This window comes from Rhodanobacter sp. G2-10, from assembly GCF_055809185.1.
Genome location: NZ_CM147900.1, coordinates 2720304 through 2746695, shown reverse-complemented (window position 1 = coordinate 2746695; position 26392 = coordinate 2720304). Strand labels below are relative to the sequence as shown.

Sequence of the window (26392 nt, the reverse complement as noted above, 5' to 3'; positions counted from 1 at the left end):
CTGTCCTCAAAATACGAAGTCGACGACGACGGAATAGACGTTCACCGCATGGCCGTTGTAGCCGGATGCGACGCCTTTGAAGGTGCCGCCCTTGGCGGAGGGCAGTGCGCGATCAACCTGCGCCTTGATCGCGACGTTGTTGCGCGCGTCGATCTTCATCCCCAGTGAGGTGGTGTGCTGGCTGTTGGCGGCAGCCACGCTGTCCACGCCCATGGCCAGCGGCAGCAGCGGACCCATCGCCGGGATGTTGTAGCCACCACGTTCGTTCTGCTTGCTGTAGCCGGCCCAGGTCACGTAGGGCATGACCTTGCCCAGCCGATAGCCGAATGTGCCGTACCAGCCACTGGCGTGGCCCAGCAGGCGCGAGGCGGAGCGCAGCTTGGCGTACTCGCCGGTAAGCAGGACATTGCCGGAATCGTAGTTCGCGCCCAGGCTGGAGAACGTGGTGCGCGAGTTGTCGGCCTCGAACAGGTCGACCACCTCGTCGAAGCCGGCCTGGTGCAGACCCGCGAACAACTGTGTCGTGCTGCTCACGTGGTAGCTCACCTTGCCGGTGCTCAGGCCGCCGCGCAGGCGCAGGTTGCCGATTTCATAGCTGACATAACCGCCGGCGAGCTGGTTCACCTTCAGGCGGCCGCTTTGCGAGCTGGAGTCGGCGATCGGGGTCGAGGCGTGCCCGGCCAATGCCTTCAGCGTGACGTAGCCTTCGCCCAGGTCGTGGTTCCAGCTGAGGTCGGCGCCTTCGAAATAATCCAGCGGTGCCAGGTTGTAGACCTCCAGCGGCGCACGCACCCACGGGTTCGCGTAACCGACATAGCGGTAGTCCGACACCTGGTAGGCGGGGAACCCGAGGCGACCGACGCGCAGCGACACGCTGTCGGCGAGCTTGTAGCGCAGGAACGCCCATTCCAGTAGCGGCATGAAGCGGCCCTTGGCGTCCTGCATGGCAATCGCCTGCACGGTGGCGCTCAGTGCGTTGTTGAAATTGAGGTCGAGCTGGCCACCGATACGCGAATCGACCAACGCGGAGCCGCTTTCGCGGGCGCCCTTGAGCTGGTTCGGATTGGCCAGCGTCACATCGTTGCTGTCGGTGGCGGTGTAACCGACCGTGCCGAAACCGGACAGGCGGTAGCTGAAATTGTCGTCGGCGTGGGCCACGGAAGTAGCCACGAGCGATGCTGCCAGGACGGCGGCAAGAGTCTTCACTGGGGACATGGGGTGTTTCTCTAGCGGGGGATAGGGAGGGCGGAGCAGGCCGCCGTGTCGGTAAAATCGGCACCAACTGGTCAAACTTTAACCAGCCCCTTTCGCGTACCCCGTGGCGATGCGCTTTCTCACCTTTCCCTCAACGCCGTGCGCACTTCAGCCCCTGCTGCGAAAACCCCGTCGCCACAAGCCATAAGCGGGTATGCCGGCTGCCATGATCAGCAGGCCGATGCCCGCATTGCGCGGATTCTCGAGCAGGGTGGACACCACCACCGCAACCACGGCCACGATGAACAGCAACGGCAACCAGGGATAGCCCGGCACGCGGAATCCGGGCGTGGCCCGATCATGACGGCGGTACCAGAACAGCGTGCCCACGCCCACGGCGCAGGCCAGCCAGTCGCCGAAGGTGGCGTAATCCAGCAACTGGCCGTAGCTGCCCGAAAACACCAGCACGATCGCCCAGGCGGACAACAGCAGCAGGGCGGTGTTGGGCGTGCGCCAGCGCGGGTGCAGGCGAGCCACGGCGCGAAAGAACAGGCCGTCTTCACCCATCACCTGCAGCACACGCGCGCCGGCAACGAGGGTGATGTTGCAGAAGCCCAGGGTCGAGATCGCCACGCCTACTGCGATCAGTTTGGCGCCTGTCGGACCCACCACCTGCTGCATCACGTCGGCGGCGGGGGCGGTGCTGTGGGCCAGCCCGGCGTGGCCGAGCACAGCCAGGTAAGCGACGTTGACCAGCAAGTAGGCGATGATCACCAGCGCCATGCCCAGCGCCAGCGCACGCGGCAGGCTGCGCTGTGGTTCGCGTACCTCGCCGGCGAGGTTGTTGAGGTAGGTGAATCCGGAATATGCGAAAAGCACCGGCAGCGCCGCGCTGGCAAAACCGACTCCCTGATACATCGGGTCCAGCGCCAGCACCTGACCGTGACCGGCGCCGGCGAAAAACAGCCCGCAAACCACCAGCACTGCCACTGCCAGCAACTTGAGTACGGCGAACAGGTTCTGGATCTGCGCGCCGAGCCGGATGCCGAACAGGTTGATGCCGCTGACAAACACCAAGCCACCCACGGTCAACGGCAAGGCCCAGGCGGACGACAGGCCGAACAGCGCTGCCGTGTAGTTCGCGAAAATGGTTGCCACCGCCGCCGTGGAGCCGGAGTAGATCACCAGCAGCATGGTCCAGCCGAACAGGAATCCGGCCAGTGGCCCGAATGCTTCGCGCAGGTACACATAGGTGCCGCCGGCCTGGGGGCGACGTGCGCCCAGTTCCGCATAGCAAAGCGCGCCGACCAGGGTGAGCAGCCCGGCAGCAGCCCACACCGACAACAGGGCCAGCCCCGATTCGGTGCGCTGCGCCACGATGCCCGGATTGAGAAAGATTCCGCCACCGATGATGCCGCCGACCACGACCATGGCGGCATCCCATGGACGCATGCCGCGGCGGTAGCCGGAGGAGACTGGAGGGTTGCTCATGACATGACCGCCGCGAAAGGTGCCGGCGAGCATGGCGATTGCAACGAATCAGGGCAAGTCCGACGCGGACATTTCATGCTGGCCACGTGGAAGATGGCACGGTATTCGCGGTTCGCGAGGACAGGGACCAGCGGCGACCGCGTCAATCGAGCGTGAGTTCGCCGCGCACGCCGATCACGCAGGCGCCGCCGATGGTGATGCCGCCGCTGGCTGCGTCGCGCCGCACCTCGACCAGCCCATCGCGCCCGACCTCGCGCCCCTGGCTGGCGCGGTAGTGCAAACCGTAGCAGTCGCGATCGTCGCGTGCGGCCAGCCAGGCCATGATGGCGGCGTTGGCGCTGCCGGTGACCGGGTCTTCCGGAATGCCGTCGGCAGGACAGAAGGCGCGCACGGCCATCGCCGCATGGCCGGTGCGCTCGCGCCCGAACACGCTGACGCCGACCGCATCGTGCCGCGTGCACCACGCGGCGATGGCGCCCATGTCCGGCTCGAGCGCGCGCACGATTCGGGCTTCATCCAGGTGGCACAGAACCCAGTGCGGACCATTGTCGACGCGGATGGCCTCGCCCGTGGCCACCTCCGTGCGCAAGGCGACGGCAAGCGCGGCGCGACCGGCGTCCTCGACCGCGTGCAGACGCGCCGGCGGTGCCTGCACGTGGATGATCCGCCCTGGGCCTTCGCCCACCACGCGTACAGGCAATAGGCCGGCAGCGCATTCCTGCACCAGGCTCGGCCTGGTGGCGTCGACCAGGCCGGCTTCGATCGCCGCATACGCACTGCCCACGCTGGGGTGGCCGGCGAACGGCAGCTCCTGGCGCGGGGTGAAGATGCGCACGCGGTAGTCCGCCTGCGCGCTGGTCGGCGGCAGCAGGAAAGTGGTCTCGGAGAGATTGGTCCAGCGCGCGATGCGCTGCATGGTGTCGCCATCCAGGTCCTGTGCATCGACCACGACGGCCAGTGGGTTGCCCTTGAACAGCTGGCTGGCAAAGACATCCAGTTGCAGGAAACGGCGCGAACGGGACATGGCGACTCCGGGATGGGAATCGCCAGAACATCGCATTGAAGTCACCTGCTGGCAAGCAGGCGAGCCGGCCCGCGACTGGCGCGGGCCGGTCGTTCGATCAGAAGCCGCTACGCATGAACAAGTCGAGGTTGGCCACGTTCAAGGTGCCGATGCCGGAGCCCGGGTTGTAACGCCCGTTGCCCGCATAGAACCAGTTGTTGCCGGCACTGATGCGGTTGAATGCCGACCACTTGCCATACCCGAAGATGTTCTGCAGCAGGTACAGATGCGGGTTCCACAGCCCGATGCGGTGCCCGGTGCTCTGGCGCAGCAGCGCGCTGATGCCATTGAGCTGCGGCGATACGAAGCTGGTGCCACCGGAGCTGTAGAAACCGCCCTGGTAGACCAGCAGATAACCCGTGTACGGGTCCGCGTTGAGCGAGATGTCCGGCACGTTGCGCCCGCGGAAGTGGCTGGGCAGCTTCAGGTAGGTGTACGGGCCCGTGGCTGGATCGTTGTAGGTCAGGGTCTGCCCTTTCTCGCTGCGACGCGTTCCCCCGGTGAACCACTGGTAGATCGGCTGGTGCCAGTACGCGCTGACGCCACCGCCACCGCCGACGGAGAACACGGCATCGCGGCTGGGTACGAACGGCAGCAGATAATCCCAGCCCCAGACGCTTTCCTGATCGATCGACAACACCACGTCGCCCGCCGAGTTGGTGAACTGGACCGGCAACGTGGTTCCGCCGGCGGCGGTGATGTAGGGATCCGAGGCGGGTGAATCCACGGTCAGTGGCGCATTGAATTGGCCCGGACCGTCACCGGCGCCCAGCCCGCGCACCGTGTCATATGCGCCGGAGTCGCCGCTGGCGGCGAACATCGACTGGCCCTGCGCTGCCGCCTCCAGGAAGATCTGGTGATAGGCGCGCAGATCGCCCGCGTCGGTGGTGTCGGTATTGCTGGCGCCATCGACGTTCAGTGCCGCGAAGTTGAAGATCTCGGGCGAGCCCCAGCTGGTCGAGATGCTGTCGGCCTTGTTGTCGGAAACCGCCCGCGCGAAGGCGTCGATGAAACCCGAGCCTGCATTGGGTGCGTCGTAGACGATGATATCGGCTTGCGGCGCCAGGCCCCCGGCCTGCTGTACGTCAAGCGTCGTTTCATCGGCACCATCCGTGCCGCCACCGCCATCGACGTGCACCTGGGTGATGCGATGGGATTTGGTGTCCAGGCCGATCGCGGCCCAGTAATCCTCCGCATCCGCCGGATCGAAGTCGGCCAGCGTGACGATGGCCACGGTCGAGCCCTTGCCGGTGATGCCGCGTTCGTACAGCGGATTGATGTTGTAGAACCCGGCGACGTCACCGACCGTGTACTGGCCCGGGATCCCGGTGGAGACGACATGGGTGCCGCCGGTCGAACGGGCCTGGGCGGAAAGGGTGGTCGCCGGGTTGGTGAGATGCAGGTTGGCAAGCGGCAGCTTCGAGGTGTGGTGCGGAACGTAATGCCACTGGCTGTTGAGGCCGCTGGCGACAACCACGTTGTTGCCCAGCCCAACCGGCATCACCAGCGGGCGCGCCGGGCGATGGAAGCGTCGGCCGGTCTTCTTCGACACGTAGTTGTGCACGGGCGTGTCGAACAGCTTGCTGAACTGGCCCAGGGTGCCGTTGACGCTGATCACCATGTGGTTGGCCATCACGTCGCCACGCAGGCCGTGCTGGGCCAGATACTTCTGTACCTGGGCGATCTGCGCGTCGGTGGCGCCATAGCGCTGCGCGAACTCGTCCGTGCTCAGGAACTTCTGGAAATTCGCGCTGCCCGGCGTGGCGGTCTGGCGTACGTAGTTTTTCAGCTCCGCCTCGTGGCGCAGGCGCAGCACCAGGCTCACGGTCACGTTCTGGTCGGTGGGTGCCAGGCCCTGATCGGCAAACGCCTGCAGGCCGCCAGCGGTAGCCGACGTGGCAACGCCGGCAAGCATGGCTGCCAGTGTGAGGGCGAGGGTCTTCCTGTGTAGATTGACGCGCATCGGTGTTTCTCCCTGAGTGGGCCGGGTTGCCACGGAAGCCGATCTGCATTCGTCAGGAACGAAACAGCCACCCGCTTCCGAGTTCAACCGCAAGCGATTCATAGAAATACGTGCATCTTCCCCAGCGACGTCGTCAGTTCCCCCTGACGACCGGCGTTGCGCCGCTGTGCCGACAGTAGCGCGGAAATTCGCGCATGCAAAGCACGAACACCTGATCCCATGCCTCGCCGCACCGATGATGCACCGCGTCGTCGTCGCATGACTTGGTCGCCTGCGGCGGGTGCGGCACAATGACGGGTTTCCCCGAGCCGCCCACCGCGCGATCCAGCCAGTCGACCCCAGAGCCCATGACCACCATCAAGCAGGAACACCTGATCCAGTCCGTCGCCGATGCGCTGCAGTACATCAGCTATTACCACCCGGTCGACTACATCAAGAGCCTCGCCGCCGCGTACGAGCGCGAGGAATCACCGGCGGCGAAAGACGCCATGGCGCAGATCCTGATCAACTCGCGCATGGCCGCCGAAGGGCATCGCCCGCTGTGCCAGGACACCGGCATCGTCACGGTGTTCCTGAAGGTCGGCATGAACGTGCGCTGGGACGACGCCAGCATGTCGCTGGAAGACATGGCCAACGAAGGCGTGCGCCGCGCCTACCTGGACCCGGACAACAAGCTGCGCGCCAGCGTGCTGGCCGATCCCGCCGGCAAGCGGATCAACACGAAAGACAACACGCCGTCGGTGGTCAACATGTCGATCGTGCCGGGCGACACGGTCGAGGTGATCGTGGCGGCCAAGGGTGGCGGCTCCGAGGCGAAGTCGAAGTTTGTCATGCTCAATCCGTCCGACTCGATCGTCGACTGGGTGCTGAAGACGGTGCCGACCATGGGCGCTGGCTGGTGCCCGCCGGGCATGCTCGGCATCGGCATCGGCGGCACGGCGGAAAAGGCGATGCTGATGGCGAAGGAAGCGCTGATGGAGTCGATCGACATCCAGGAGCTGATCGCTCGCGGCCCGGCGAACCGCGCCGAAGAGTTGCGCATCGAGCTGTTCGAGAAGGTCAACGCGTTGGGCATAGGAGCCCAGGGCCTGGGCGGCCTCACCACCGTGCTCGACGTCAAGGTCAAGGACTTCCCGACCCACGCGGCGAACCTGCCGGTGGCCATGATCCCGAACTGCGCCGCCACGCGCCACGCGCACTTCGTGCTGGATGGCTCCGGTCCGGTGATGCTCGATCCGCCGTCGCTGGAGGACTGGCCCAAGCTTACCTACGACACCTCCAAGGGCCGCCGGGTGAACCTCGACAGCGTGACCCGCGAGGACGTGGCGAGCTGGAAGCCGGGCGAGACCCTGCTGCTCAATGGCAAGCTGCTCACCGGTCGCGATGCAGCGCACAAGCGCATGGTCGAAATGCTCGACAAGGGCGAGCCATTGCCGGTCGATTTCAAGGGGCGCTTCATCTACTACGTCGGTCCGGTGGATCCGGTCCGCGAGGAAGTGGTCGGTCCCGCCGGTCCCACCACGGCGACGCGCATGGACAAGTTCACCGAGCAGGTGCTGGCGCAGACCGGTCTGCTCGGCATGGTCGGCAAGGCCGAGCGCGGTGCGGCCGCGATCGAGGCGATCAAGAAGCACCAGTCGGTGTATCTGATGGCAGTGGGCGGCGCGGCTTACCTTGTGTCCAAGGCGATCAAGGCCTCGCGGGTGGTCGGCTTTGCCGACTTGGGCATGGAGGCGATCTACGAATTCACCGTGGAGGACATGCCGGTGACAGTGGCGGTGGATTCCGGTGGTACTTCGGTGCACCAGACCGGGCCGCGCGAGTGGCAGGGACGGATCGGAAAGATCCCCGTCTTCATGAAATGAAAGCAGTGCGCGCAGCGCACACCATCGCCTCCTCCCCCTCCCAGAGGAGGATTGAGGAGGGGTAGCTCAGGGTCACCGAAAAGCCCCAAAAGCGCCGCTCAAAAGCCCGCAGCGCAACGCAAGCTCCGCGTCATCCTTGCAAGCCCAAAGCACCCCTCCCCAACTCTCCCGTGCAAGCAGGGGAGGGAGCAAACGCAGCGCACGTCATCGCCTCCTCTCCTGCCATGACAGTAGGCAGGACTCGACATTCAGACGTCCAAACGGCCAAAGGATATCCGTCAAAAAACCATTTGCATTTGTTTTGCCGCAGCGCAACACTGGTCGAATACTCATCTCCTGATTGCGAAGCCACGTGACCTCATCAACCTCGACGCCATTGCCCGCGGACGCCCCCTGGATCGTGATGAAGTTTGGTGGCACCAGTGTCGCCACCTTGCCGCGCTGGCAGAACATTCGTGAGCTGGTGGCAGGTCGCCGCGCCGAAGGTGCCCGCGTGCTGGTGGTGGTTTCCGCCTTGTCGGGCATCACCGACGCGCTGCGGCAGCTGTGCCGGCACACCGAGCTGGCGGAGCGCAATGACGCGGCCAAGGCGATTGTGCAGTGCCATTGCGAGCTGCTCGAACACATGCAGCTTGCCTTGCCCGATACGCTCAATGATCGGCTCAGTGACCTGATCCAGCTGGCGAAGGAGGGCGCGGCAGGTCGTGGCGAGTTGCCCTGGAAGGCCGAGGTGCAGGCACATGGGGAGCTGATGTCCAGCGCGCTTGGCGCGGCCTTTCTCACCCACAGTGGCTTGCCCACGCAGTGGCTGGACGCACGCGAATGCCTCAACGCCGTGGCGCTGCCGAACCAGAACGAGCGCACGCGCCTGCTGTCATCCATGGTGGAGACAAAACCGGATCCGGCATTGAACGCGCGCCTGGCGTCGCTGGGTGAGGTGTTCATTACCCAGGGCTTCATCGCCCGTGATGGCGAGGGGCGCACGGTGCTGCTGGGCCGCGGTGGCTCCGACACCTCGGCGGCCTACTTCGGTGCGCTGCTGAAGGCGGCGCGGGTGGAGATCTGGACCGACGTGGCTGGCATGTTCACCGCCAATCCGCGCCAGGTACCCGGTGCGCGCCTGTTGCAGCGGCTGGATTACGAGGAGGCCCAGGAAATCGCTTCCACCGGCGCCAAGGTGCTGCATCCGCGCTGCCTGTCGCCATTGCGCGAGCCGCGTGTGCCGCTGTTGATCAAGGACACCAACCGGCCCGAGCTCGACGGCACCGTGATCGGCCCCGAGATCCGCGCGCATGCGCCCAGCGTCAAGGCGATCAGCGCGCGCAAGGGCATCACCCTGGTATCGATGGAGTCGGTGGGCATGTGGCAGCAGGTCGGTTTCCTCGCCGACGTGTTCGCGCATTTCAAGACGCACGGCTTGTCGGTGGACCTGATCGGCTCGGCCGAGACCAACGTCACCGTGTCGCTGGACCCCACCGAAAACCTGCTCGATTCGGACGCGATCGCCGCGCTGGCCAGCGACCTGGCCAAGGTGTGCCGGGTCAAGGTGATCGCGCCGTGTGCCGCGATCACCCTGGTCGGTCGCGGCATGCGTTCGCTGCTGCATACGCTTTCCGGCGTGCTGGCCGAGTTCGGTCAGTTGCGCGTGCACATGATTTCGCAATCGTCGAACAACCTGAACCTCACCTTCGTGGTGGACGAGGAAGTCGTCGACAGTTTGCTGCCGCACCTGCACGACCTGCTGATCGGTGCCGGGTCCCTGCGCACGGACGACAGCGCACTGTTCGGCCCCAGCTGGCAGGCCTTGTATGGCAGCGGCGAGACGCTGGACACGGCGGCCGCCTGGTGGCGCGACGCGGAACGCGAGCGCCTGCTGCGGATCGGCGCCGAGGCGACTCCGCGCTATGTCTATCACCTGCCCACGGTGCGCCATCAGGCACGTGAGCTGAAATCGCTGGCGGCGGTCGATCGCCTGCATTACGCGGTGAAGGCGAATACCCATCCGGCGATACTGGCTGCGCTGGCCGAGGAGGGTTTTGGTTTCGAATGTGTCTCGCCGGGTGAGCTGAAAGCGGTGCTGGCGCATGTGCCGGAGTCGGCACCGCTGCTGTTCACGCCGAATTTCGCGCCGCGCGAGGACTACGCCTGGGCGCTGACCACTCGCGCCACGGTCTCACTCGACTCGATGTATCCATTGGAGCACTGGGGCGAGCTGTTTCGTGGCAGCGAGATCGTGTTGCGGGTGGACTTGGGTCGCGGTCTCGGTCATCACGAGAAGGTGCGCACGGGTGGAACCGGCAGCAAGTTCGGCCTGCCGGTGGACCAGCTCGATGATTTCCTGCAACTGGCCGACGCGCACGGCGTGACGGTGCGCGGCCTGCATGCGCACCTGGGTTCGGGCATCCTCGACGACACCCACTGGGGCGACGTCTACGCCCAGCTGGCCAGCCTGGCCGAGCGCATCGGCAGCGTCAGCTTCATCGATATCGGCGGTGGTCTCGGCGTGCCGTCGCATCCCGGCGAGGCGCGGCTCGATATCCCGGCGCTCGACAGCGTGTTGCGCGAGGTCAAGGCCGCCTATCCGCATTACCAATTGTGGATGGAGCCTGGTCGTTACCTCGTCGCCGATGCCGGCGTGCTGTTGGCCAAGGTGACCCAGCAGAAGGGCAAGGGCAGCCTGCGCTACCTCGGTATCGATACCGGCATGAACAGCCTGATCCGCCCCATGCTGTATGACGCCTGGCACGAGATCGTCAACCTGACCCGACTGCACGAACCCGCCACCGCGCTGTACCAGGTGGTGGGCCCGATCTGCGAAAGCGGTGACGTGCTCGGCAGCGACCGCCGCCTGCCCGAGGCGCAGGAGGGCGACGTGGTGCTGATCGCCCAGGCCGGTGCCTACGGCAAGGTGATGTCCAGCCCGTACAACCTGCGCGACGAGGCGGAGGAAATCATCATTGATGCGTGAAGCTTCTGCCTCCTCTCCCCTGCGAGCAGAGGATTGAGGAGAGGGGCCATGCCACGACCATGCAACAACAACGGAGCCTTTCAAGGATGAAACGCCAAGACGGCGATCGTGCGCGTGGACTGCGCAGACCCGGACCGACGCGGAATGCAGGCTCTGGTAGCACCTGCGCAACCGCCAGCTGGCGGGCCACAAATTCCGTCGCCGGCATGAAGTCGACCACTACATCGTTGACTTCGTGTGTATCGACGCCAAGCTGGTCGTCGAACCGGATGGCGGCCAGCACACGGAACAACGAGCATGCGACGACCAACGCACACGCTATCTGGAAGCCAGGGGTTGCCGCGTGCTGCGTTTCTGGAACAATGAGGCATTGACCAGGATTGAAAGCGTGCTTGAGGTGATTCTGGCTTCCCCCGCAGGCCCGGCCCCTCACCCCAACCCTCTCCCCGCGGGGGAGAGGGAGCACATCCCGGAGAGTTGAAGAGTGACGATCATCCAACCGCGCCTCACCCAGGTGTTCCGCTTCACCCGCGCGACCTACGCCGATGGCGTGGCCGAGCTGGCCTATGCGTTCGACGATGGCGAGGAGCTGGTCGAGACGATCCGCTTTCCGCGGGCACCGGCGGTGCCGGCCGAGCGCCGCGCCGCTTTCGAGGCGGCGCTGAAGTTGCTGCACCTGATCGCCGGCGTCAGTTATTACAAGGCCGGCGTGCCACCGAGGATCGAGCTGGCCGATGGCGCGCTGGACGACGCCACCGCCGACCTGCTGGAGGCGTTGTACCTGCACGGACTGGCCGAGTTTGCCTACCGCAACAAGCTGGATCTGCGCGACCGCATCAAATTTCCGCGTATGTCTCCCTCTCCCCGGGGGGCAGAGGGTCGGGGTGAGGAGGCGGATCTACCGGAAGCTCTCGCGCTCAACCTCCCCAAGCGCACCCTGGTTCCGATCGGCGGTGGCAAGGATTCGCTGGTGGCCGTCGAAGCGATCAAGGCCATCGGCGGCGAGGCGACGGCGGTATGGGTCGGCAATTCCGGGCTGATCGCCGCTTGCGCCGAACGCACCGGCCTGCCCACACTGAACATCCAGCGTGAACTCGCGCCGGGCCTGTTCGAGCTGAACCGGCAAGGGGCGTGGAACGGCCACATTCCCGTCACCGCCGTGAACTCGGCGATCCTCGCCTTGGCGGCGATCCTGTACGGCTACGATTCGATCACGTTCGCCAACGAACGCTCCGCGTCGGCGGCCACGCTGGAATACGAAGGCCAGCAGGTGAACCACCAGTGGAGCAAGGGTTTCGCGTTCGAGAAGCTGCTCGGTGACTGGCTCCACACGCACGTCGCCAGAGATCTGGACTATTGCTCGCTGCTGCGGCCGTACTCGGAGCTGGCGATCACCCGCGCCTTCGCCAGATTGACGCCGTACTTCGACGCGTTCTCCAGCTGCAACCGCAACTTCAAATTGCTCGGTCCCAAGCCGGTCGACCGCTGGTGCGGGCAATGCCCCAAGTGCCACTTCGTGTTCCTGGCACTGGCCCCGTTCCTGCCCAAGCCGCGACTGCTGTCGATCTTCGGCCGCAACCTGCTGGATGACGAGAACCAGGCCGGCGGGTTCGACGCGCTGCTGGAGTATCAGGATCACAAGCCGTTCGAGTGCGTGGGCGAAGGTGCCGAGGCGCGCGCGGCAATGTACGCCTTGAGCCAGCGCCCCGAGTGGCAGGAAGACGCGCTGGTCGCGCGCTTCCGCACTGAAATCCTGCCGCAGCTGGACGCTTTGCAGCTCGCGCTGGAGCCGTGGCTGGAACCCTCGCCGGAACATCGCGTGCCGGAGCGATTGCGCTCCGCGTTGGAGTCGATCGGCTGATGCGCCTCGCCGACCTGTCGGGCCAGCGCGTAGCCGTCTGGGGTTTTGGCCGCGAAGGGCGTGCGGTCATCAAGGCGCTGCGCGGGGTTCTGCCAAGACAGTTCTTGACCCTCCTGTGCCATGTGTCCGAAGTCGACGCCGCGCACGACTTCGATCCGGCGCTGCACCTGGTGGCAGGCGAACCGGACGCCGCCGCCCTGCGCCAGTTCGACGTGGTGGTGAAGTCACCGGGCATTTCCGCCTACAAGCCGGCGTTGCTGGCAGCACGGGAAGGCGGCACCACGTTCACCTCCGGCACGGCGCTGTGGTTCGGCGAGAATCCGGACGCACGGGTGATCGCGGTCACCGGCACCAAGGGCAAGAGCACCACCAGCGCCTTGACTGCGCATCTGGCACGGGCGCTGGGTGTGCGCACGGCGCTGGCCGGCAATATCGGCTTGCCGCTGCTGGAACTGCGCGGACAACAGGCGGACTTGTGGGTGATCGAACTTTCCAGCTTCCAGACGGGCGAAGCCGGTCCGCTGGATCTGGGCGTGGTCACCAGCCTGTACGAGGAACACCTGGACTGGCATGGTTCCCGCGAGCGTTACGTCGCGGACAAGTTGAAACTGGCCGATGTCTCGCGCCAGTTGCTGGTGAACGCGTTGCAGCCTGTCTTGCTGGAGCACACGAAGGGCCACCCGCAGCGACTGACCTTTGGCCGCGCGGAAGGCTGGCACGTCGGCGCAGATTTTATCTGTCGTGCCGGCCAGCAGGTGTTCCCCATCGCGCAACTGGCGGCGCCGGGTCTGCACAATGCACTGAACGCCTGTGCCGCACTGGCCGCGCTGGAAGCGATCGGCATGGATGCGCTGGCCGCCGCGCCGGCGCTGGCCAGCTTCCGCCCGCTGCCACATCGCCTGCAGCCACTGGGCGAACGTGACGGCTGGCATTGGATCAACGATTCGATCAGCACCACGCCGCTGGCGACGCTGGCCGCGTTGGAAAGCCTGCATGGCCGCGCAGTGACCGTACTGGTCGGCGGACATGATCGCGGGCTGGACTGGACTCCCTTCGTCGACGTCGTGTGCAAGACCCCACCGAACGCGATCGTCTGCATGGGCAGCAATGGCGGACGCATTGCCGACGCGCTGCGCGCCGGTGGCCTCGCCTGTCCGCTGACAAGGCAGGACGACCTGGCCAGCGCCGTAGCCGAAGCGAAATCAAGCACACCGCAAGGCGGGGTGATTCTGCTGTCGCCGGGGGCGCCCAGCTTTGACCAGTTCAAGGATTATGCAGAGCGCGGCAGGCGGTTCAGTGCGCTCGCGGGTTTTGATGGGGCGGGGATCGTGGGCATCGATGGATTGGGGATCACTGGCCAGTGATCGAGCCGATGCGACCGGCCGAGGTCGCGCGTGCTGCTTGTAGGTCGTCACTTGACCGCGATGCTCTTGCTACGCTCGATGGGGAATTCTCGCGATTGTGATGTGACGCGAAGAGATTTCGTCCGCCGGCGGCGGCCGCGCCACCTGTCGGTGCGAAAGGAGCCGAAATCCCTGTCGACTCCCGCTACATGGCCTGTTGCCCCACCGCACCGCCGCACACGGATCCCGGATAGAGCACGGTTCATCGTGGTCGGACTCGACAGATGTGCCAAGGGAGAGCAAGAACAGAAGCACAGACACGGGTGGAGGCGAACGCTGGCGGCGTGGGTTCGTTTTGCCGGAGGCTTTCCCATGTCGTGGATTGTGCGGGAACCACGGTTTGCATTCACTCGGTGTTCGAGCTGGCCAAGTCCGCCGCTTTCTACGTTCCATGCCGTGGCTCGGTCGCGATTCGAGCGGTGATGCTTCTCACAGAACTCCGCTCGCCGTCCCCGCGGCGAAGCCCATGCGTTCCATCAAGGCTGCGAATCGCGGCCGTGATCGCAGGTTGTTCCAGCGCGCATCGACCTTCAGGAAGGTCATGCGCACGTCGCGTTGGTCGCAGGCGAGTTCGAGCAGATCAAGCGCTTCATCGTGGTCCCCCAAGGCGTTGCTGATTGCGGCACGGCTGGAGCACGGTACATAGGTTGTACCGGACAGCGTCTCCAGTTCTTCGCGCAAGCGCTCGGCAGCGGCGCGGTTGCCGATCCCGATCAACGCCTGCGCCAGCACGGCCAGCACCTGACTGCTTCGCCCGGACAGCGTCGCAGCTTGTTCAAGAATTTCGATCGCCGCAAGCGGGTCGCCACTTGCATTTGCCATCGCCGCGCGTGCCAGCAGCGCAACCCAGAATTCCGGTGCGATTTCGAGGGCTTCCGCAATCCGCAAGCGCGCCTTGTCCGGGTACCCGGCGGCAGCAAGGAAGCCCCCCTCGAGGGCGTTGACCAGGGGCGACAGCGGATCCAGCTCACGCGCTTGGCGGGCCTGTATCAGCGCCTCGTCGAATCGTCCAAGATTGTTGAGCAGGTGCGCGTACGCGAAGTGGCCGTCCGGCACGCGCGGATCGAGGCTGATGGCGTGCTTGCACGCGAGCTCGGCGCCACGCCAGTCCCAATCGCACCAGAACAAGTTGAAGCCGTGCGCTGCGTGCGCCTCAGGCAGGTCGGGATCAAGTGCAAGCGCATGCTGGACGGCTGCCTTGGCCAGCGGAAACGCTTGTTGCGGGTCCATGTCGCCAGTGATGGTCAGCGCGCGCCAGGCAAATGCCTGCCCACTCCAGGCGCGTGCGTGACGTGGATCGATGTCCAGCACTTTCCGGAATACGCCGATCGCGCGTTTGGCCCTGGCCATGCTCGGCGCATCAATCAGGTCGCGGCCTGCCAGATAGAGGCGTTCGGCCGCCGCTGGAGATTCCGTGATATCGCCAGGGTGGTGCCGCTCGCCAGCTGATTCCTGGATCAATTCGGCGACGAAACGATAACCACGCCCCGGAACCGTGACAATGTAGCTGTGCTCCCCCGCGCCGACACCGAAGGCCCTGCGCAGTGTCGAGATAGCCTGTGTCAGGGTGTTTTCCTCGACCACCCTTCCTGTCCATACGGCAGCCAGCAGTTCATTCTTGTCGACCACGCGGCCCCGCTGTTCGATCAGATACACCAGAACTTCCAGTGCCTTGGACGGAAGCGGGATCGCCTCCCGGTCCGGGCCTGCCAGCTCCCGCGACACGGCATCCAGCCGAAAGCCGGAAAACCGGTATTGACGCCGCTTGGCTTCCCCAATCGTGCGCATCAGAAAATTTCACAAGGTTTCAGGAAATCTAGCAGGATTCCTTGACGCAAGTAAGCGATTGTGCAGCCGTCGCCGGTGCGTATCCCGACGGCGGGACTCATTGATTGGGCACATCCTCCATTCGCAAGGAGATTCATCATGAACAACAAGACAGCGCTTGCCGTAGCCGTCCTCACACTCTCGACGGCCGCCAGTGCCGCCCAGCCAGGCGCGGATCACAAAAATGGTGTGGTCTGGGGCTGGGGTGCCGGGCGCATCGTCGGCACATATCAGTCAAACGCCCAAGTCAGGCCATGCGGGACCTTCCTTCCGTACGTGCCGGTACTGAACACGATTTCCTTCCAGGCCGGCGGCACGCTCATCGAAAACGCTCGCTTCCCACCGGCAGGCGTTCCCAACGTGTTCGGCATACCTGGTCTCTTTACGCGCACGATCGGTCTGGGAAGCTGGTCGTACAACCCGCCGACGCATACCTACTCGATGAGCCTGCGCTATGACTTTTTCGAAAATGGTGCGTTCTACGGGACTGGTGTCGTGCAGCGCGATATCCAACTCAATGCTGATGCCAGTGCGGGTTCCGGGTCCGTGCATGCCACGACCTATGCCGCAGACGGCAGCGTTATTGTTGATCTGTGCGGAGAGGCGACTTCCACGCGCCTGTGAATATCCGGATCGGCAGCGGGGTCAGCCTGGCTTGTCGCTGACAAGTGAGCCTGACTCCGCGTGGGAAGGTCTTGCTGGCCTTGGATGTGGTGTCCTGGGGCTGTCTACATGGCCCCACGCGCCGCACTTGGGGCATACCGCATGCGCCGCATGAGCGCCTTGAATCGAGGTCTCGTTCGCAGGTTGTTCCAACGCGCATCGAACATGATGAAGGTCATGCGCACATCGCGCTGCTCGAAGGCGAGTTCGAGCAGATCGAGGGCTTCAGCGTGGTCGCCCAATGTGTTGCTGATGGCGGCGCGACTGGTGCCCGGAACATAGGTTGTCTGCGAAAGCGCGCGCAGTTCTTCACGCAACATCTCTGCGCCGGCGCGGTTGCCGGTTGCGACCAGAGTCGAAGCAAGCACGGCCACCACGTTGCTGCTGCGCCCGGAGAGTTTTGCTGCGTGTTCGACAATGGCAACGGCGGCGGCCGGGGCGCCACGCTCCATCATCATCCCCGCGCGCACCAAAGACCCGAGCCAGAAGCCGGGTGCGATTTCGAGTGCCTGTGCAATACGCGCTTCGGCTTCCTCCGTTCGCCCAGCGATGGCAAGAAAGGCACCTTCCAGCGTGTTGATCAACGGCGCAAGGGGATTCAGTTCGCGTGCGGTGCGCGCATGCGCCAGCGCCTCGTCGAATCGTCCCATGTTGTTCAGTAGCTGCGCGTACCCTGAATGGCCGTCCGCCGCGCGCTGGTCCAGGCTGATGGCATGCCTGAAGGCAAGCTCGGCACCACGCCAATCCCAGTCGGCCCAGCACAAGTTGCATCCACGGGCGGCGTGCGCTTCGGGCAGATCGGGATCGAGCGCGAGCGCGTGTTGAACCGCCGCTTTTGCCAGTGGGAAGGCCTGTTTTGGATCCATGTCCGCGGTCATCGTCAGCTCGCGCCATGCAATCGCCTGCCCGCTCCATGCGCGTGCATGGCGCGGATTGATCTCGAGCGCTTGCCTGAACATGTCGATGGCCCGCTCGCAGCGGGACAAGTTGGGTGCGGCGACCAGGTCCCGACCTGCCAGGTAAAGACGGTCCGCGGCCCCGGGTGAGGCAACACCATCTGCAGGCTGCCGCTGTTCTGGGAACGGAGCAGCGCTGGTGGGAGCGACGAAACGGTAGCCGCGGCCCGGCACCGTGACGATGAAACAATGTTCGTCGGCGGCACCGAGGCAGAAGGCCTTGCGAAGCGCGGAGATGGCCTGGGCGAGATTGTTCTGCTCGACTATCCGGCGGGGCCATACGGCGGTCAGCAGCTCGTCCTTGGCGACCATGCGGGGGCTACGCTCAACCAGATACACCAAGACGTCCAAGGCCTTCGATGTGAGCGGCAGGGCTGCACCATCCGGGCCAAACAGCACCCGCGAAACGGGATCCAGCCGAAAGCCGGAAAACTTGTACTGATGCCGATCAGTCCCCGCTGGCATGTGCATCAGAACGCTTGAGAACGATTCACGAAATTTAGCAGGATTGGCGAACACACGCCGGCGATCGTGACACCGCCGTGGGTATGCGTTCCGACCACGACAGGGTTCGGTAGACCTGCGCCGATCTGTCCGGAGAACCATCATGACGATCAAGTCCTTCGTCGGCGCTTTTGCAGATTGCCCTCTCAAATCGACCGGAGGCCTGATTCTGTCCGAAAGCGGGCGCATGCTCCCTTACCGTCTTGGCAAAAACACCTCGATAGGAAACACAGCGTCGAATACTCGCCGCCAGCGCGCCTTGTGTCGGTCCTGCTTTGTCGCACGCCAGTGCGCGGATGTGTCCGCAATATTCGGCGGCGCGTGTTTTCAGCTGTCGCGCGCATGGCGCGCACGCGGCTCGTTGATGCGCTTTGGGCCATCGAGGCTGATGCGCTCGCGTAGCCAGCCGGCGAAGTCGGCTTCGGACAGGATGCCTTCGGCGAGGGCGAGATACTGGAGATACAGTTCGAGGTCGTCGGCGTTGAGGGTGCCGTCATTGAGCATCACGAAAGTTTCGCAGGCGACGGTCGCCGTGCGCTTGTTGCCATCAACGAACGGGTGGTTGCGCGCCAGGCCGAAGGCGAGGCTGGCTGCAAGATCGGCGAGATCAGGCGGTGGATCGCCGTCGGCATGAAGTTGCTGCGGGCGTGCGAGTGCGGAATCCAGCAGGTTCTCGTCGCGCACGCCGCTGCCGCCGCCGTGTTCAGCCAGCTGGCGTTCGTGGATGGCGATGACGAGCGGCCTTTCGATCCAGATGATCATGGCCGCAACCTACTGCGCCAGCTTGTGCAGCAAGGTGCGCCGCTTGCGCATGACTTCCTCGGCCACTTCCATCTGTTTGGCCAGGGTAGGGTCGTAGGTGGTGAGGCGGATGCCGTCGGGCGTCTCCAGTGCGAACAGTTCGTCGCCTTTTTCCAGACGCAGGCGGGCCAACAGATCGCGCGGCAGAATGACGCCGGCCGAGTTGCCGATGGTGGTGATCTTCAGTTTCATGGCTGCTCCGAAGCACGTTATAACGTATGTTATACAACGGTGGTGATCTGAATACAACGCGTGTGGCAAGACAGGCGGGAAGGAGCGTCGGCCGTCATGATGCGGCCTTTGATTTCAGTCGTTTCCGGCCGGCTTCGGGGTTCGCCTGGTGCCGCGCCCGGGGTGGATCGTGCTGCAATCTTCACGTCGCGAAGAGCGGGACTGGCCGACAATGGCACTTTGTCATTTGAGGAGAGACCATGATGAACAGCAAGATGACGGTCCTGGCCCTTGCCTGTGCGCTGGCACTGGCCGCGTGCAGCGACAATTCATCAGCGCCTGCCGGGCCAGGCGCTGCGCCGTCGGCCACGGCGTCCATGCCGATGCAAACACCTGCTCCGGCGGCCTCGACCGCCGCTGCGGCTCCCGCTGCCCCCGCGGCCGCTGCAGCGACGAACGGCAAGCCGACGGCAGTGGTGACCGATTGCGCCACGGAGATCGAAGGCAACGATGCGATGCAGTTCAATGTCTCGTCCATCGTCGTTCCCGCGTCGTGCACGGACTTCAAGATCACCCTCAAACACACCGGCAAATTGCCGGTCACGGCGATGGGTCACGATGTCGTGATCACCAAGGCTTCGGACTTGAAGGCGGTGGATGCCGATGGCATGGCGGCGGGTGCACCCAACGGTTACGTCAAGCCGGATGATCCGCGCGTCATTGCCCACACCAGCCTGATCGGTGGCGGCGAAACCACGTCGGTCAGCTTCGCGGTGAGCAAGATCCAGGGTGACGGCCCGTACGAGTTCTTCTGCAGCTTCCCGGGCCACGCTGCCCTGATGAAGGGTTCGATCAGCGTCCAGTAACCGGGTTCGACGTGGGTGCGGCTGCGACTGCGCCATCTGTCCTGGACCATTGTCGACGAGGCAAATCGCCCACGGATGGATTGGCAGATACAAAAAGGCCGTGATCTCTTCCGGGATCACGGCCTTTTCGCGCTTCGGGTGCGGAACCCCGGTTACCAGATCTTGACCCGGTCCTTCGGTGCCAGATACATCTTTTCACCCGGCTTCACCTTGAACGCGGGATACCACTGATCGAGATTGCGCACGGTTTCGGCGCGGAACTGCGGCGGTGCGTGCACGTCGGTATTGACGCGCTGGCGCAACGCAGCGTCGCGCATCTTGCTGCGCCAGGTCTGGGCGAAGGCGAGGAAGAAACGCTGGTCGCCGGTGAGGCCGTCGATCACGGGCGCGGGCTTGCCGCCGAGCGACTTGTGGTAGGCGATGTAAGCGGCGGTCAGGCCGGAAACGTCGGCAATGTTCTCGCCCAGGGTCTGTTCGCCGTTGACGTGCAGGCCGGGCAGGGCTTCGTACTGGTCAAACTGTTTCACCAGCTTGTCCGTGGCGGCCTTGAAGTGGGCGGTGTCGGCCGCTGTCCACCAGGTATGCATGCGCCCGCTGGCATCGAATTGCGAACCGAGGTTGTCGAAGCTGTGGCTGATCTCGTGGCCGATCACCGCGCCGATCGCGCCGTAGTTGTGCGCGGGGTCGGCGTTCGGCTCGAAGAATGGCGGTTGCAGGATCGCCGCCGGGAAATTGAGCGCGTTCTCCAGCGGAAGGTTCAGCGCATTGACGGTCTGAGGCGTCATCCACCATTCGCTGCGGTCGACCGGTTTGCCGAGCTTGGCCTGCTTGAACGCGGTGTCGAATTTTTCCACCGCGATGGCATTGGCCAGCGGGTTGTCGGGGCTGATCGACAAGCCTTCGTAACTGCGCCAGTGCTCGGGATAGCCCACACTCACCTGCAGGGTGTCGATTTTCTCGCGGGTCTTGGCGCGCGTGGCGGGGGTCATCCAGTCCAGTGAATCGACGCGCGAGCGGAACGCCGCGACGAGATTGCTCACCAGATCTTCCACCTGGCGCTTGGACGAGGCCGGGAAATAATGCTCCACGTAAATCTGCCCCACCGCATCGCCCAGCGCGGTGCTGGTGGCGGCCACGGCGCGCTTCCAACGTGCCTGTTGCTGCGGCACACCTTGCAGCACATGGCCGTGGAACTCGAACGACAGGTCAGCATAGGCCTTGGGCAGCAAGGCTGCGTAGTGATCCAGCGTATGGAAGCGCAGCAGCGCCTTCCACGCAGCCAGAGGCTGGTCCGCGACCAGTTTCGACAAGCCGGTGACGGCATGCGGTTGCCACGCATCGATCACCGGCTGCTGATCCAGGCCGGCTGCCTTGAAGTAGGTGTTCCAGTCCAGGCCAGGGGCTTTGCTGGAGAAGTCCGCCACGCTCCACAGGTTGTTGGCCTTGTGCGGGTCCTGGCTGTCGACCAGGCTTTCCTGCGCCTGCGCGATCTTCGTTTCCAGGTCGAAAACCTGGCTTGCCACGGCGTCGGCATCCGCGGTGCCGGCCTGCTTGAGCAGCGCGGCAATGTACGTCTTGTACTTGTCTCGCGCGCTGGCCATGGCTTTGTCGCCGGACAGGTAGTAATCACGACTGGGCATGCTCAGGCCGCCCTGCAACAGGTAGGCGATGTTGTGCGATGGGTCGGTCAGGCCTTGCGCCACGAACAACCCGAACAGGTTGACGGTATGGAAATCGGTGGCGTTGATCGGATCCACATCCTGACGCAGGCGGCTGCCCAGCACGCGGGCAAGATCCTGCCGCGAGGCGATCGCGTCGATGGCGTCCAGCTGTGGCTTGAGCGGCGCGAGGCCATGCTTCTCGATCGCGTCAGTGTTCATGTAGGCCGCGTAAAAGTCGGCGATCTTGCGCTGGTTGCTGCCGGCCGGCGGGTTTCCCTCGGCGGCGCCCTTGATCAGCTCGGCGGTCTGCTGCTCGGCCTGCTTGAACACGGTGAAGAAGGTGCCGATGCTGGAGCGATCGGCCGGGATCGTGGCGGTCTTCAGCCAGTCGCCATTGGCGTAGCGAAAGAAGTTGTCGCCGGGCTTCACCCCGTGGTCGATTCCCTTGAGGTCAATGCCGATGCCGGCGGCTGTCGGCGTGGCAGCGAAACCGGTGGTGCTGCACAGGACGGCGGCGGCGAGTATCCAGCGAAGTCGTTGCATGGGCGTGTCCAGGCGAAAAGGTGCCCATCATTTTAGTGCAGCGCCCGGTATCGGAAACGTGACTGATGGGATACGTCCTGTCAGCGAATTCCAGGCCGCGTGGGATGCGGCGCGCACGAGCGTGTCCGCCGACGCCTTGGCTGGCGGAGTCGCGCGCAAGGGTCAGCCCACTGACTGCACCGGGGAAATGGCTGCATCCAGCGTGGCCAGCACATCGGCTTCCGCCACGTCACTCACGATTTCGGCGCGACCAATGCCGCGCCACAGGATGAGCCGCAACTGGCCGGCGGTGTTCTTCTTGTCCAGCCGCATCAGCTCCAGCAGCTTCTGCGCATCCATGTTGGTCGGGATGGCCAGCGGCAGCCCCAGTTTGTGCAGCAGTTGAGCCAATCGGCCGGTGTCGGCGGGTTCGCTCATGCCCAGGCGCTCGGACAACTGCGCGGCCAGCAGCATGCCGATCGACACGGCTTCGCCGTGCAGGAGGGTAGTGTAGTGGCCTGCCGTTTCCAGCGCGTGGCCGAAAGTGTGGCCGAAATTGAGCAGGGCGCGTTCGCCCTGTTCGGTTTCGTCGCGGGCCACCACGCCGGCCTTGTATTGCACCTTGCGCGCGATCGCTTCGAGCACGGCAGCGATATCGCGCGCGGCGAGCGCGTCCGCATTTTGTTCCAGCCAGGCGAAGAACGCTTCGTCGCCGATTGCCGCGCCCTTGACCACCTCGGCCAGTCCGGCGCGGTACTCGCGCTCGGGCAGGGTGGCCAGGGTGTCGATGTCGGCGATGACCGCACGCGGCTGGTGGAATGCTCCCGCGAGATTCTTGCCCACGGGCAGGTTGACGCCGGTCTTGCCGCCGACCGAGGAGTCGACCATGGCCAGCAAGGTGGTCGGCATCTGGATGAAATCAATGCCGCGCATCCAGCACGCTGCGCTGAAACCGGCCAGATCGCCCACCACGCCGCCACCCAGGGCGATCACGCAGGCATCGCGGGTGGCGCCAAGCTGGCCCAGCGCGTCGAGTGCGCGGCCGACATTGGCAAAGCTCTTGTGTGCTTCGCCGTCTTCGAGCAGGAATGACGACCAGTGCAAGCCTTCCAGTCCGGCCTCGATCCGTGGCAGGTAAAGCGGTGCCACGGTGGTGTTGCTGACCACCAGCGCATGCCGGCCGCGCAGCAGCGGACGCCAGCGCGATGGGTCGCCCAGCAGGCCGGAGCCGATCCACACCGGATAGCTGCGCAGGCCGAGTGCGACATTGAGACTATGCAAGGTGGGCTTGTTCATGCGGGGTGGGATGACGGTGGAATGGGGGCGCGTTGCCAGTGTTGGTCGAGCAGGGTGATGCAGCGTTCGCCGGCAGCAATCACACTCCCATGGTGGCCGGGTACGGCGAGGTCGGCAAGTTCGAGGTAGATGGGGTCGCGGGCGGCAGCCATCGCCTCCAGTCGCCCGCGGCGATCGGGCACGGCAAGCAGGGGGCGCGCCTTGTCGCGTTCCAGCCGTTCCAGCTGTTGCTCGACGCTGGCCTGCAGCCACACCACGTAGCCGCGCTGACGCAGCCACTGGCGGTTGGTTTCACTCAGCACCGCGCCCGCGCCGGTGGCCAGCAGCACCCCGTTGCGCTGGCTCAACGTATCCAGCAGCGCACTTTCGCGCAGGCGGAAGCCGGCTTCGCCCTCGATCTCGAATACCGTGTTGGCGTCCACGCCGCAGTGCTTCTCGACCTCCTGGTCGAGATCGAGCAGCGACAGTCCATAATGGTCGGCGAGCCGTCGCCCGATCGAGGTCTTGCCGGCGCCGGTCGGGCCGATGATGAACAAATTGCACGATGGGTTCATGGCTGAATGCTAGCAGGCGTGAATGAGCGAACTCCGAAGGAGCTGCAGTGAGCGAAAAGGTACTGCTGGCCGGGTGTGGCGATCTGGGTGCGCGCGTGGCGCAGCGGCTGCGTCGGCAGGGCGCCGAGGTGTGCGCCTTGCGTCGGCAGCCGCCTGCGCGTGGCGAAGATGGCATCGCGTGGCTGCGTGGTGACTTGACCCAGCCGCAAACGTTGCGCCACTTGCCTGCTGGAATTACCCAGCTGGTGTACCTCCCGACACCCGATCGGCGCGACGCCGCGGCCTATCGCGCCACCTTCGTTGACGGCTTGCAGAACCTGCTCGACGTGTTGGGCGAGACCACGCTGCGCCGGGTGTTGTTCGTCTCCTCAAGCGCGGTCTATGGCGACCACGCCGGCGGCTGGGTGGATGAGGACACGGCGGTAGCGCCGCCGGGGTTCAATGGCACGGTGCTGATGGAGGCCGAACAATGCCTGGCAACGCGGCCGGTGCGCTCGGTCGTGTTGCGACTGGCCGGCTTGTACGGGCCCGGCCGCCTGCATCTGCTCGATCGTCTGCGTGCGGGAACCGCCCGGGCGCCGCGCGAAACACCGCATTGGTCCAATCGCATCCATGTCGATGACGCCGCGGCGGCCATCGCGCACCTGCTGCACCTGACCGAGCCACAATCCTGTTACCTCGGCGTGGACAGCACGCCGCTGCCACTGGACGTGTTGTATGACCACCTGGCGCGCCTGGTCGGCGCGCCGCCGCCGCCCGACGGACCGCCGCCGGCCGGCATCGGCAGCAAGCGGCTCAGCAACGCACGACTGCTGGCCAGCGGTTTCGTGCCGCGCTGGCCGGACTCGCGCGATGGCTACGCGGCATTGATCAACGGCTGAACCTCGGAACTACGAGATCCATCCACGAAGGAGAACATCATGGCAACACGCATTCCGCATCACCAGGTCAGCACCGGCAACGACATCCCCGGCTGCCACATCGTGCGTTCGTTCGGCATCGTGCGCGGCATCACCGTGCGCTCGCGCAGCGTGGTCGGCAACATCGGTGCCGCCCTGCAGACCATCGTCGGCGGCAACATCTCGATCTACACGCAACTGTGCGAGAAGGCGCGCGAGGAGGCCTTCGAGCTGATGCTGCAGCACGCCGCCGCGATGGGCGCCAACGGCGTGGTGGCGATGCGCTACGACGCCAACGACGTGGCCCAGGGAGTGACGGAAGTGTTGGCTTATGGCACCGCGGTGCAGGTGCAGCCTGTGTGAATGGATGACGCACTGCGGCTTGTCCTGCGACACGGGCGCGGGGCAGACTGGGGCTTCGGGACAGGGAGCGCCGCGTGCCGTTTCGCATGCCAAGACAGGAGATTCACATCATGTCAGTAGCCAAAGTCATCGAGCTCAATGCGTCATCGAAAAAAGGCATCGAGGACGCCGTACAGCACGGCCTGCACAAAGCCGCTGAATCGGTGAAGAAGATCAAGGGTGCCTGGATCAACGAGATCAAGGTAGTTACTGCCGACGACGGCAGCGTCACCGAGTGGCGGGTCAATATGAAGGTTAATTTCGTGGTGGATTGAGGGGGAGCTGGGTGTTCGGTTTTCAGTTATCAGTTATCAGTTAGGCGCCGCTGAACACCGAACACCGAACACCGAACACCGAACACCGAACACCGAACACCGAACACCGAACACCGAAACACCCCAGCCTCACCCGTGCGTCAGCCCCGTCACATGCCGCTCATCGTCATACTCCACCACCGTGTCCGCCAGCGCGGGCAGGGTGGCCAGGGCGTGGCGGCTGAGCCGTTCGAAGTGCATCAGGAACCGGTTCATCGTGGCTGCGTCCATCGCCAGGGGTGCGTGCCGTGCCACCAGTTCCTCTTCCTGCTCGCCACGCCAGCGGCGCACGATTTCCCAGCTGGGAGCTTGCAGCACGATCAAGGCGTCGAATTTGCGCCAGAGCGGCTGGTAACTGCGTAGCTGCTTGTTGACCCACCGCCGCCACTCGGCATCCGGGTCCTCTTCGCGTTCGAGCAGGTTGATCGGCTTGGTCAGTGACGACAGCAGCTGCGGCCGGATGCCCAGCGCCCAGCCCTCGACGATCACCAGCTTCGGTCGTTTGGAAATACGCGGCCAGCGTGACGGTGGCAGGCGGGTGTCGCGCCCCTTGTTGAAGCGCGGGTGGGTCACCGCCAGCCGGTCCGATGCCTGGGGCATGGCGGCCAGCACGGACAACAGCAACTCGATCTCGTGCGTACCGGGCACGCCACGGGTGCGCAGCAGGGGGTGCACGTCACGCGCCAGCGCCTCGCGCTCGCTGCGGGCGTAGTAGAAATCGTCCAGCGAAAGCACCTCGGTGGCCCAGCTGCGGGCCCTGGCCTGGGCTTTCATGACCCGTGCCAAGGTGCTCTTGCCGCTCCCCTGCAGACCCGAGAGGCCCAGGATGTACGGGCGTCGGGAGCGGGCGATGCGCCCGGCGTACTGGTCGAGCAGATGTCCGGCCAGTGCTTCGTTCTGCCGCTCGCCGGGCGTCATCATCGATCGCGATTCCGGGTTCCGGGGGGAACGACGGCCACCGGCAGCCCGCGCTGGTGCTGGTCCGGGCCGCGATCGGTCTTGCAGCTCTCTTCACAAGGCATGCGAAACAATCGCGCCGTCAGCGGCGTTGAAGTGGTACGGGCTGTAGAGGTCATTGCACTATCATCGGTCAGGTTCAATCGCTCCATGATGGCGCGAACAGGCCACATTGCAAAAGGGAAGTTTCA

General features: G+C 64.9%; 22 protein-coding genes. 10 read left to right on the top strand and 12 right to left on the bottom strand.

The features are described 5' to 3' along the window. Positions 1–6: 6 nt before the first annotated feature. The 4 genes from AC0L58_RS12480 to AC0L58_RS12465 all read right to left on the bottom strand — a co-directional run bounded on the left by AC0L58_RS12480 (position 7) and on the right by AC0L58_RS12465 (position 5711). Complete coding sequence (locus tag AC0L58_RS12480; protein ID WP_473683847.1) at positions 7–1215, bottom strand: hypothetical protein; 1209 nt, start codon at positions 1213–1215, stop codon at positions 7–9. Between the two features lie 147 nt (positions 1216–1362). Then, entirely contained in the window at positions 1363–2685 is a 1323-nt protein-coding gene (locus AC0L58_RS12475) for an APC family permease (protein ID WP_473683845.1), read from the bottom strand. 142 nt (positions 2686–2827) lie between these two features. Continuing rightward, on the bottom strand, positions 2828–3709 hold the full coding sequence (locus AC0L58_RS12470; protein WP_473683843.1) for a PhzF family phenazine biosynthesis protein: 882 nt from the start codon (positions 3707–3709) through the stop codon (positions 2828–2830). A gap of 97 nt (positions 3710–3806) precedes the next feature. Then, on the bottom strand, positions 3807–5711 hold the full coding sequence (locus tag AC0L58_RS12465) for a S53 family peptidase (protein WP_473683841.1): 1905 nt from the start codon (positions 5709–5711) through the stop codon (positions 3807–3809). 347 nt (positions 5712–6058) lie between these two features. Between AC0L58_RS12465 and AC0L58_RS12460 the strand changes: the two genes are divergently transcribed. The 5 genes from AC0L58_RS12460 (at position 6059) to murD (ending at position 13769) form a co-directional block, all read left to right on the top strand. Next, entirely contained in the window at positions 6059–7576 is a 1518-nt protein-coding gene (locus AC0L58_RS12460; protein WP_473683839.1) for a fumarate hydratase, read from the top strand. A 352-nt stretch (positions 7577–7928) separates the two neighbouring features. After that, positions 7929–10544: a bifunctional aspartate kinase/diaminopimelate decarboxylase gene (locus AC0L58_RS12455; protein WP_473683837.1), complete on the top strand. Its 2616-nt coding sequence runs from the start codon at positions 7929–7931 to the stop codon at positions 10542–10544. A 163-nt stretch (positions 10545–10707) separates the two neighbouring features. Then, a complete protein-coding gene (locus AC0L58_RS12450) occupies positions 10708–11025 on the top strand; it encodes a DUF559 domain-containing protein (protein ID WP_473688725.1) in 318 nt (105 codons plus the stop codon). 3 nt (positions 11026–11028) lie between these two features. After that, positions 11029–12405, top strand: a complete 1377-nt coding sequence (murL, locus tag AC0L58_RS12445) for a UDP-N-acetyl-alpha-D-muramoyl-L-alanyl-L-glutamate epimerase (RefSeq protein ID WP_473683835.1) — start codon at positions 11029–11031, stop codon at positions 12403–12405. Further along, positions 12405–13769, top strand: coding sequence for a UDP-N-acetylmuramoyl-L-alanine--D-glutamate ligase (gene murD, locus AC0L58_RS12440; protein WP_473683833.1), 1365 nt, complete (start codon positions 12405–12407; stop codon positions 13767–13769). The genes murL and murD overlap by 1 nt, the downstream gene beginning before the upstream one ends. Before the next feature lie 468 nt (positions 13770–14237). Here the strand turns inward: murD and AC0L58_RS12435 are convergent, their stop codons facing one another. After that, a complete protein-coding gene (locus AC0L58_RS12435) occupies positions 14238–15596 on the bottom strand; it encodes a winged helix-turn-helix domain-containing protein (protein ID WP_473683831.1) in 1359 nt (452 codons plus the stop codon). Between the two features lie 138 nt (positions 15597–15734). Here AC0L58_RS12435 and AC0L58_RS12430 point away from each other — a divergent pair, with 138 nt between their 5' ends. After that, a complete protein-coding gene (locus tag AC0L58_RS12430; RefSeq protein WP_473683829.1) occupies positions 15735–16259 on the top strand; it encodes a hypothetical protein in 525 nt (174 codons plus the stop codon). A 104-nt stretch (positions 16260–16363) separates the two neighbouring features. On the opposite strand, the gene AC0L58_RS12425 is transcribed toward AC0L58_RS12430, so the two are convergent. The 3 genes from AC0L58_RS12425 to AC0L58_RS12415 all read right to left on the bottom strand — a co-directional run bounded on the left by AC0L58_RS12425 (position 16364) and on the right by AC0L58_RS12415 (position 18751). Further along, positions 16364–17773 carry a winged helix-turn-helix domain-containing protein gene (locus AC0L58_RS12425; protein ID WP_473683827.1) on the bottom strand — a complete coding sequence of 470 codons (1410 nt, stop codon included), beginning with the start codon at positions 17771–17773 and terminating at the stop codon, positions 16364–16366. Between the two features lie 312 nt (positions 17774–18085). Further along, complete coding sequence (locus AC0L58_RS12420; protein WP_473683825.1) at positions 18086–18520, bottom strand: type II toxin-antitoxin system death-on-curing family toxin; 435 nt, start codon at positions 18518–18520, stop codon at positions 18086–18088. A gap of 9 nt (positions 18521–18529) precedes the next feature. Further along, the gene (locus AC0L58_RS12415) at positions 18530–18751 is read right to left on the bottom strand and encodes an AbrB/MazE/SpoVT family DNA-binding domain-containing protein (protein WP_133947811.1); all 222 of its coding nucleotides are present in this window, start codon (positions 18749–18751) and stop codon (positions 18530–18532) included. A 239-nt stretch (positions 18752–18990) separates the two neighbouring features. On the opposite strand from AC0L58_RS12415, the gene azu reads away from it, so the two are divergent. Next, the gene (gene azu / locus AC0L58_RS12410) at positions 18991–19596 is read left to right on the top strand and encodes an azurin (protein WP_473683823.1); all 606 of its coding nucleotides are present in this window, start codon (positions 18991–18993) and stop codon (positions 19594–19596) included. Between the two features lie 152 nt (positions 19597–19748). On the opposite strand, the gene AC0L58_RS12405 is transcribed toward azu, so the two are convergent. The 3 genes from AC0L58_RS12405 to AC0L58_RS12395 form a co-directional block, all read right to left on the bottom strand. Then, positions 19749–21800 carry a M13 family metallopeptidase gene (locus AC0L58_RS12405; protein ID WP_473683821.1) on the bottom strand — a complete coding sequence of 684 codons (2052 nt, stop codon included), beginning with the start codon at positions 21798–21800 and terminating at the stop codon, positions 19749–19751. Positions 21801–21962: 162 nt separating this feature from the next. Beyond that, complete coding sequence (gene aroB, locus AC0L58_RS12400; RefSeq protein ID WP_473683819.1) at positions 21963–23075, bottom strand: 3-dehydroquinate synthase; 1113 nt, start codon at positions 23073–23075, stop codon at positions 21963–21965. Continuing rightward, entirely contained in the window at positions 23072–23629 is a 558-nt protein-coding gene (locus AC0L58_RS12395; RefSeq protein WP_473683817.1) for a shikimate kinase, read from the bottom strand. The genes aroB and AC0L58_RS12395 overlap by 4 nt, the downstream gene beginning before the upstream one ends. A 47-nt stretch (positions 23630–23676) precedes the next feature. Here AC0L58_RS12395 and AC0L58_RS12390 point away from each other — a divergent pair, with 47 nt between their 5' ends. The 3 genes from AC0L58_RS12390 to AC0L58_RS12380 all read left to right on the top strand — a co-directional run bounded on the left by AC0L58_RS12390 (position 23677) and on the right by AC0L58_RS12380 (position 25205). Continuing rightward, positions 23677–24510 carry an NAD-dependent epimerase/dehydratase family protein gene (locus AC0L58_RS12390; RefSeq protein WP_473683815.1) on the top strand — a complete coding sequence of 278 codons (834 nt, stop codon included), beginning with the start codon at positions 23677–23679 and terminating at the stop codon, positions 24508–24510. Positions 24511–24549: 39 nt separating this feature from the next. Further along, positions 24550–24891, top strand: coding sequence for a YbjQ family protein (locus tag AC0L58_RS12385; protein WP_473683813.1), 342 nt, complete (start codon positions 24550–24552; stop codon positions 24889–24891). A gap of 110 nt (positions 24892–25001) precedes the next feature. Then, positions 25002–25205: a dodecin family protein gene (locus tag AC0L58_RS12380; RefSeq protein ID WP_473683811.1), complete on the top strand. Its 204-nt coding sequence runs from the start codon at positions 25002–25004 to the stop codon at positions 25203–25205. A 129-nt stretch (positions 25206–25334) separates the two neighbouring features. Here the strand turns inward: AC0L58_RS12380 and AC0L58_RS12375 are convergent, their stop codons facing one another. Beyond that, positions 25335–26162, bottom strand: a complete 828-nt coding sequence (locus AC0L58_RS12375; RefSeq protein ID WP_473688723.1) for a kinase — start codon at positions 26160–26162, stop codon at positions 25335–25337. Between the last annotated feature and the right edge of the window lie 230 nt (positions 26163–26392).

What these genes read in the sequence shown, in the direction of transcription:
- AC0L58_RS12385 (WP_473683813.1), top strand. Translation starts at nt 24,550, where the DNA reads ATGGCAACACGCATTCCGCATCACCAGGTCAGCACCGGCAACGACATC.
- aroB (WP_473683819.1), bottom strand. Translation starts at nt 23,075, where the DNA reads ATGAACAAGCCCACCTTGCATAGTCTCAATGTCGCACTCGGCCTGCGC.
- AC0L58_RS12375 (WP_473688723.1), bottom strand. Translation starts at nt 26,162, where the DNA reads ATGACGCCCGGCGAGCGGCAGAACGAAGCACTGGCCGGACATCTGCTC.
- AC0L58_RS12475 (WP_473683845.1), bottom strand. Translation starts at nt 2,685, where the DNA reads ATGAGCAACCCTCCAGTCTCCTCCGGCTACCGCCGCGGCATGCGTCCA.
- AC0L58_RS12470 (WP_473683843.1), bottom strand. Translation starts at nt 3,709, where the DNA reads ATGTCCCGTTCGCGCCGTTTCCTGCAACTGGATGTCTTTGCCAGCCAG.
- AC0L58_RS12415 (WP_133947811.1), bottom strand. Translation starts at nt 18,751, where the DNA reads ATGAAACTGAAGATCACCACCATCGGCAACTCGGCCGGCGTCATTCTG.
- AC0L58_RS12435 (WP_473683831.1), bottom strand. Translation starts at nt 15,596, where the DNA reads ATGCGCACGATTGGGGAAGCCAAGCGGCGTCAATACCGGTTTTCCGGC.
- AC0L58_RS12480 (WP_473683847.1), bottom strand. Translation starts at nt 1,215, where the DNA reads ATGTCCCCAGTGAAGACTCTTGCCGCCGTCCTGGCAGCATCGCTCGTG.
- murD (WP_473683833.1), top strand. Translation starts at nt 12,405, where the DNA reads ATGCGCCTCGCCGACCTGTCGGGCCAGCGCGTAGCCGTCTGGGGTTTT.
- AC0L58_RS12460 (WP_473683839.1), top strand. Translation starts at nt 6,059, where the DNA reads ATGACCACCATCAAGCAGGAACACCTGATCCAGTCCGTCGCCGATGCG.
- AC0L58_RS12405 (WP_473683821.1), bottom strand. Translation starts at nt 21,800, where the DNA reads ATGCAACGACTTCGCTGGATACTCGCCGCCGCCGTCCTGTGCAGCACC.
- AC0L58_RS12395 (WP_473683817.1), bottom strand. Translation starts at nt 23,629, where the DNA reads ATGAACCCATCGTGCAATTTGTTCATCATCGGCCCGACCGGCGCCGGC.
- AC0L58_RS12430 (WP_473683829.1), top strand. Translation starts at nt 15,735, where the DNA reads ATGAACAACAAGACAGCGCTTGCCGTAGCCGTCCTCACACTCTCGACG.
- AC0L58_RS12465 (WP_473683841.1), bottom strand. Translation starts at nt 5,711, where the DNA reads ATGCGCGTCAATCTACACAGGAAGACCCTCGCCCTCACACTGGCAGCC.
- AC0L58_RS12380 (WP_473683811.1), top strand. Translation starts at nt 25,002, where the DNA reads ATGTCAGTAGCCAAAGTCATCGAGCTCAATGCGTCATCGAAAAAAGGC.
- azu (WP_473683823.1), top strand. Translation starts at nt 18,991, where the DNA reads ATGATGAACAGCAAGATGACGGTCCTGGCCCTTGCCTGTGCGCTGGCA.
- AC0L58_RS12420 (WP_473683825.1), bottom strand. Translation starts at nt 18,520, where the DNA reads ATGATCATCTGGATCGAAAGGCCGCTCGTCATCGCCATCCACGAACGC.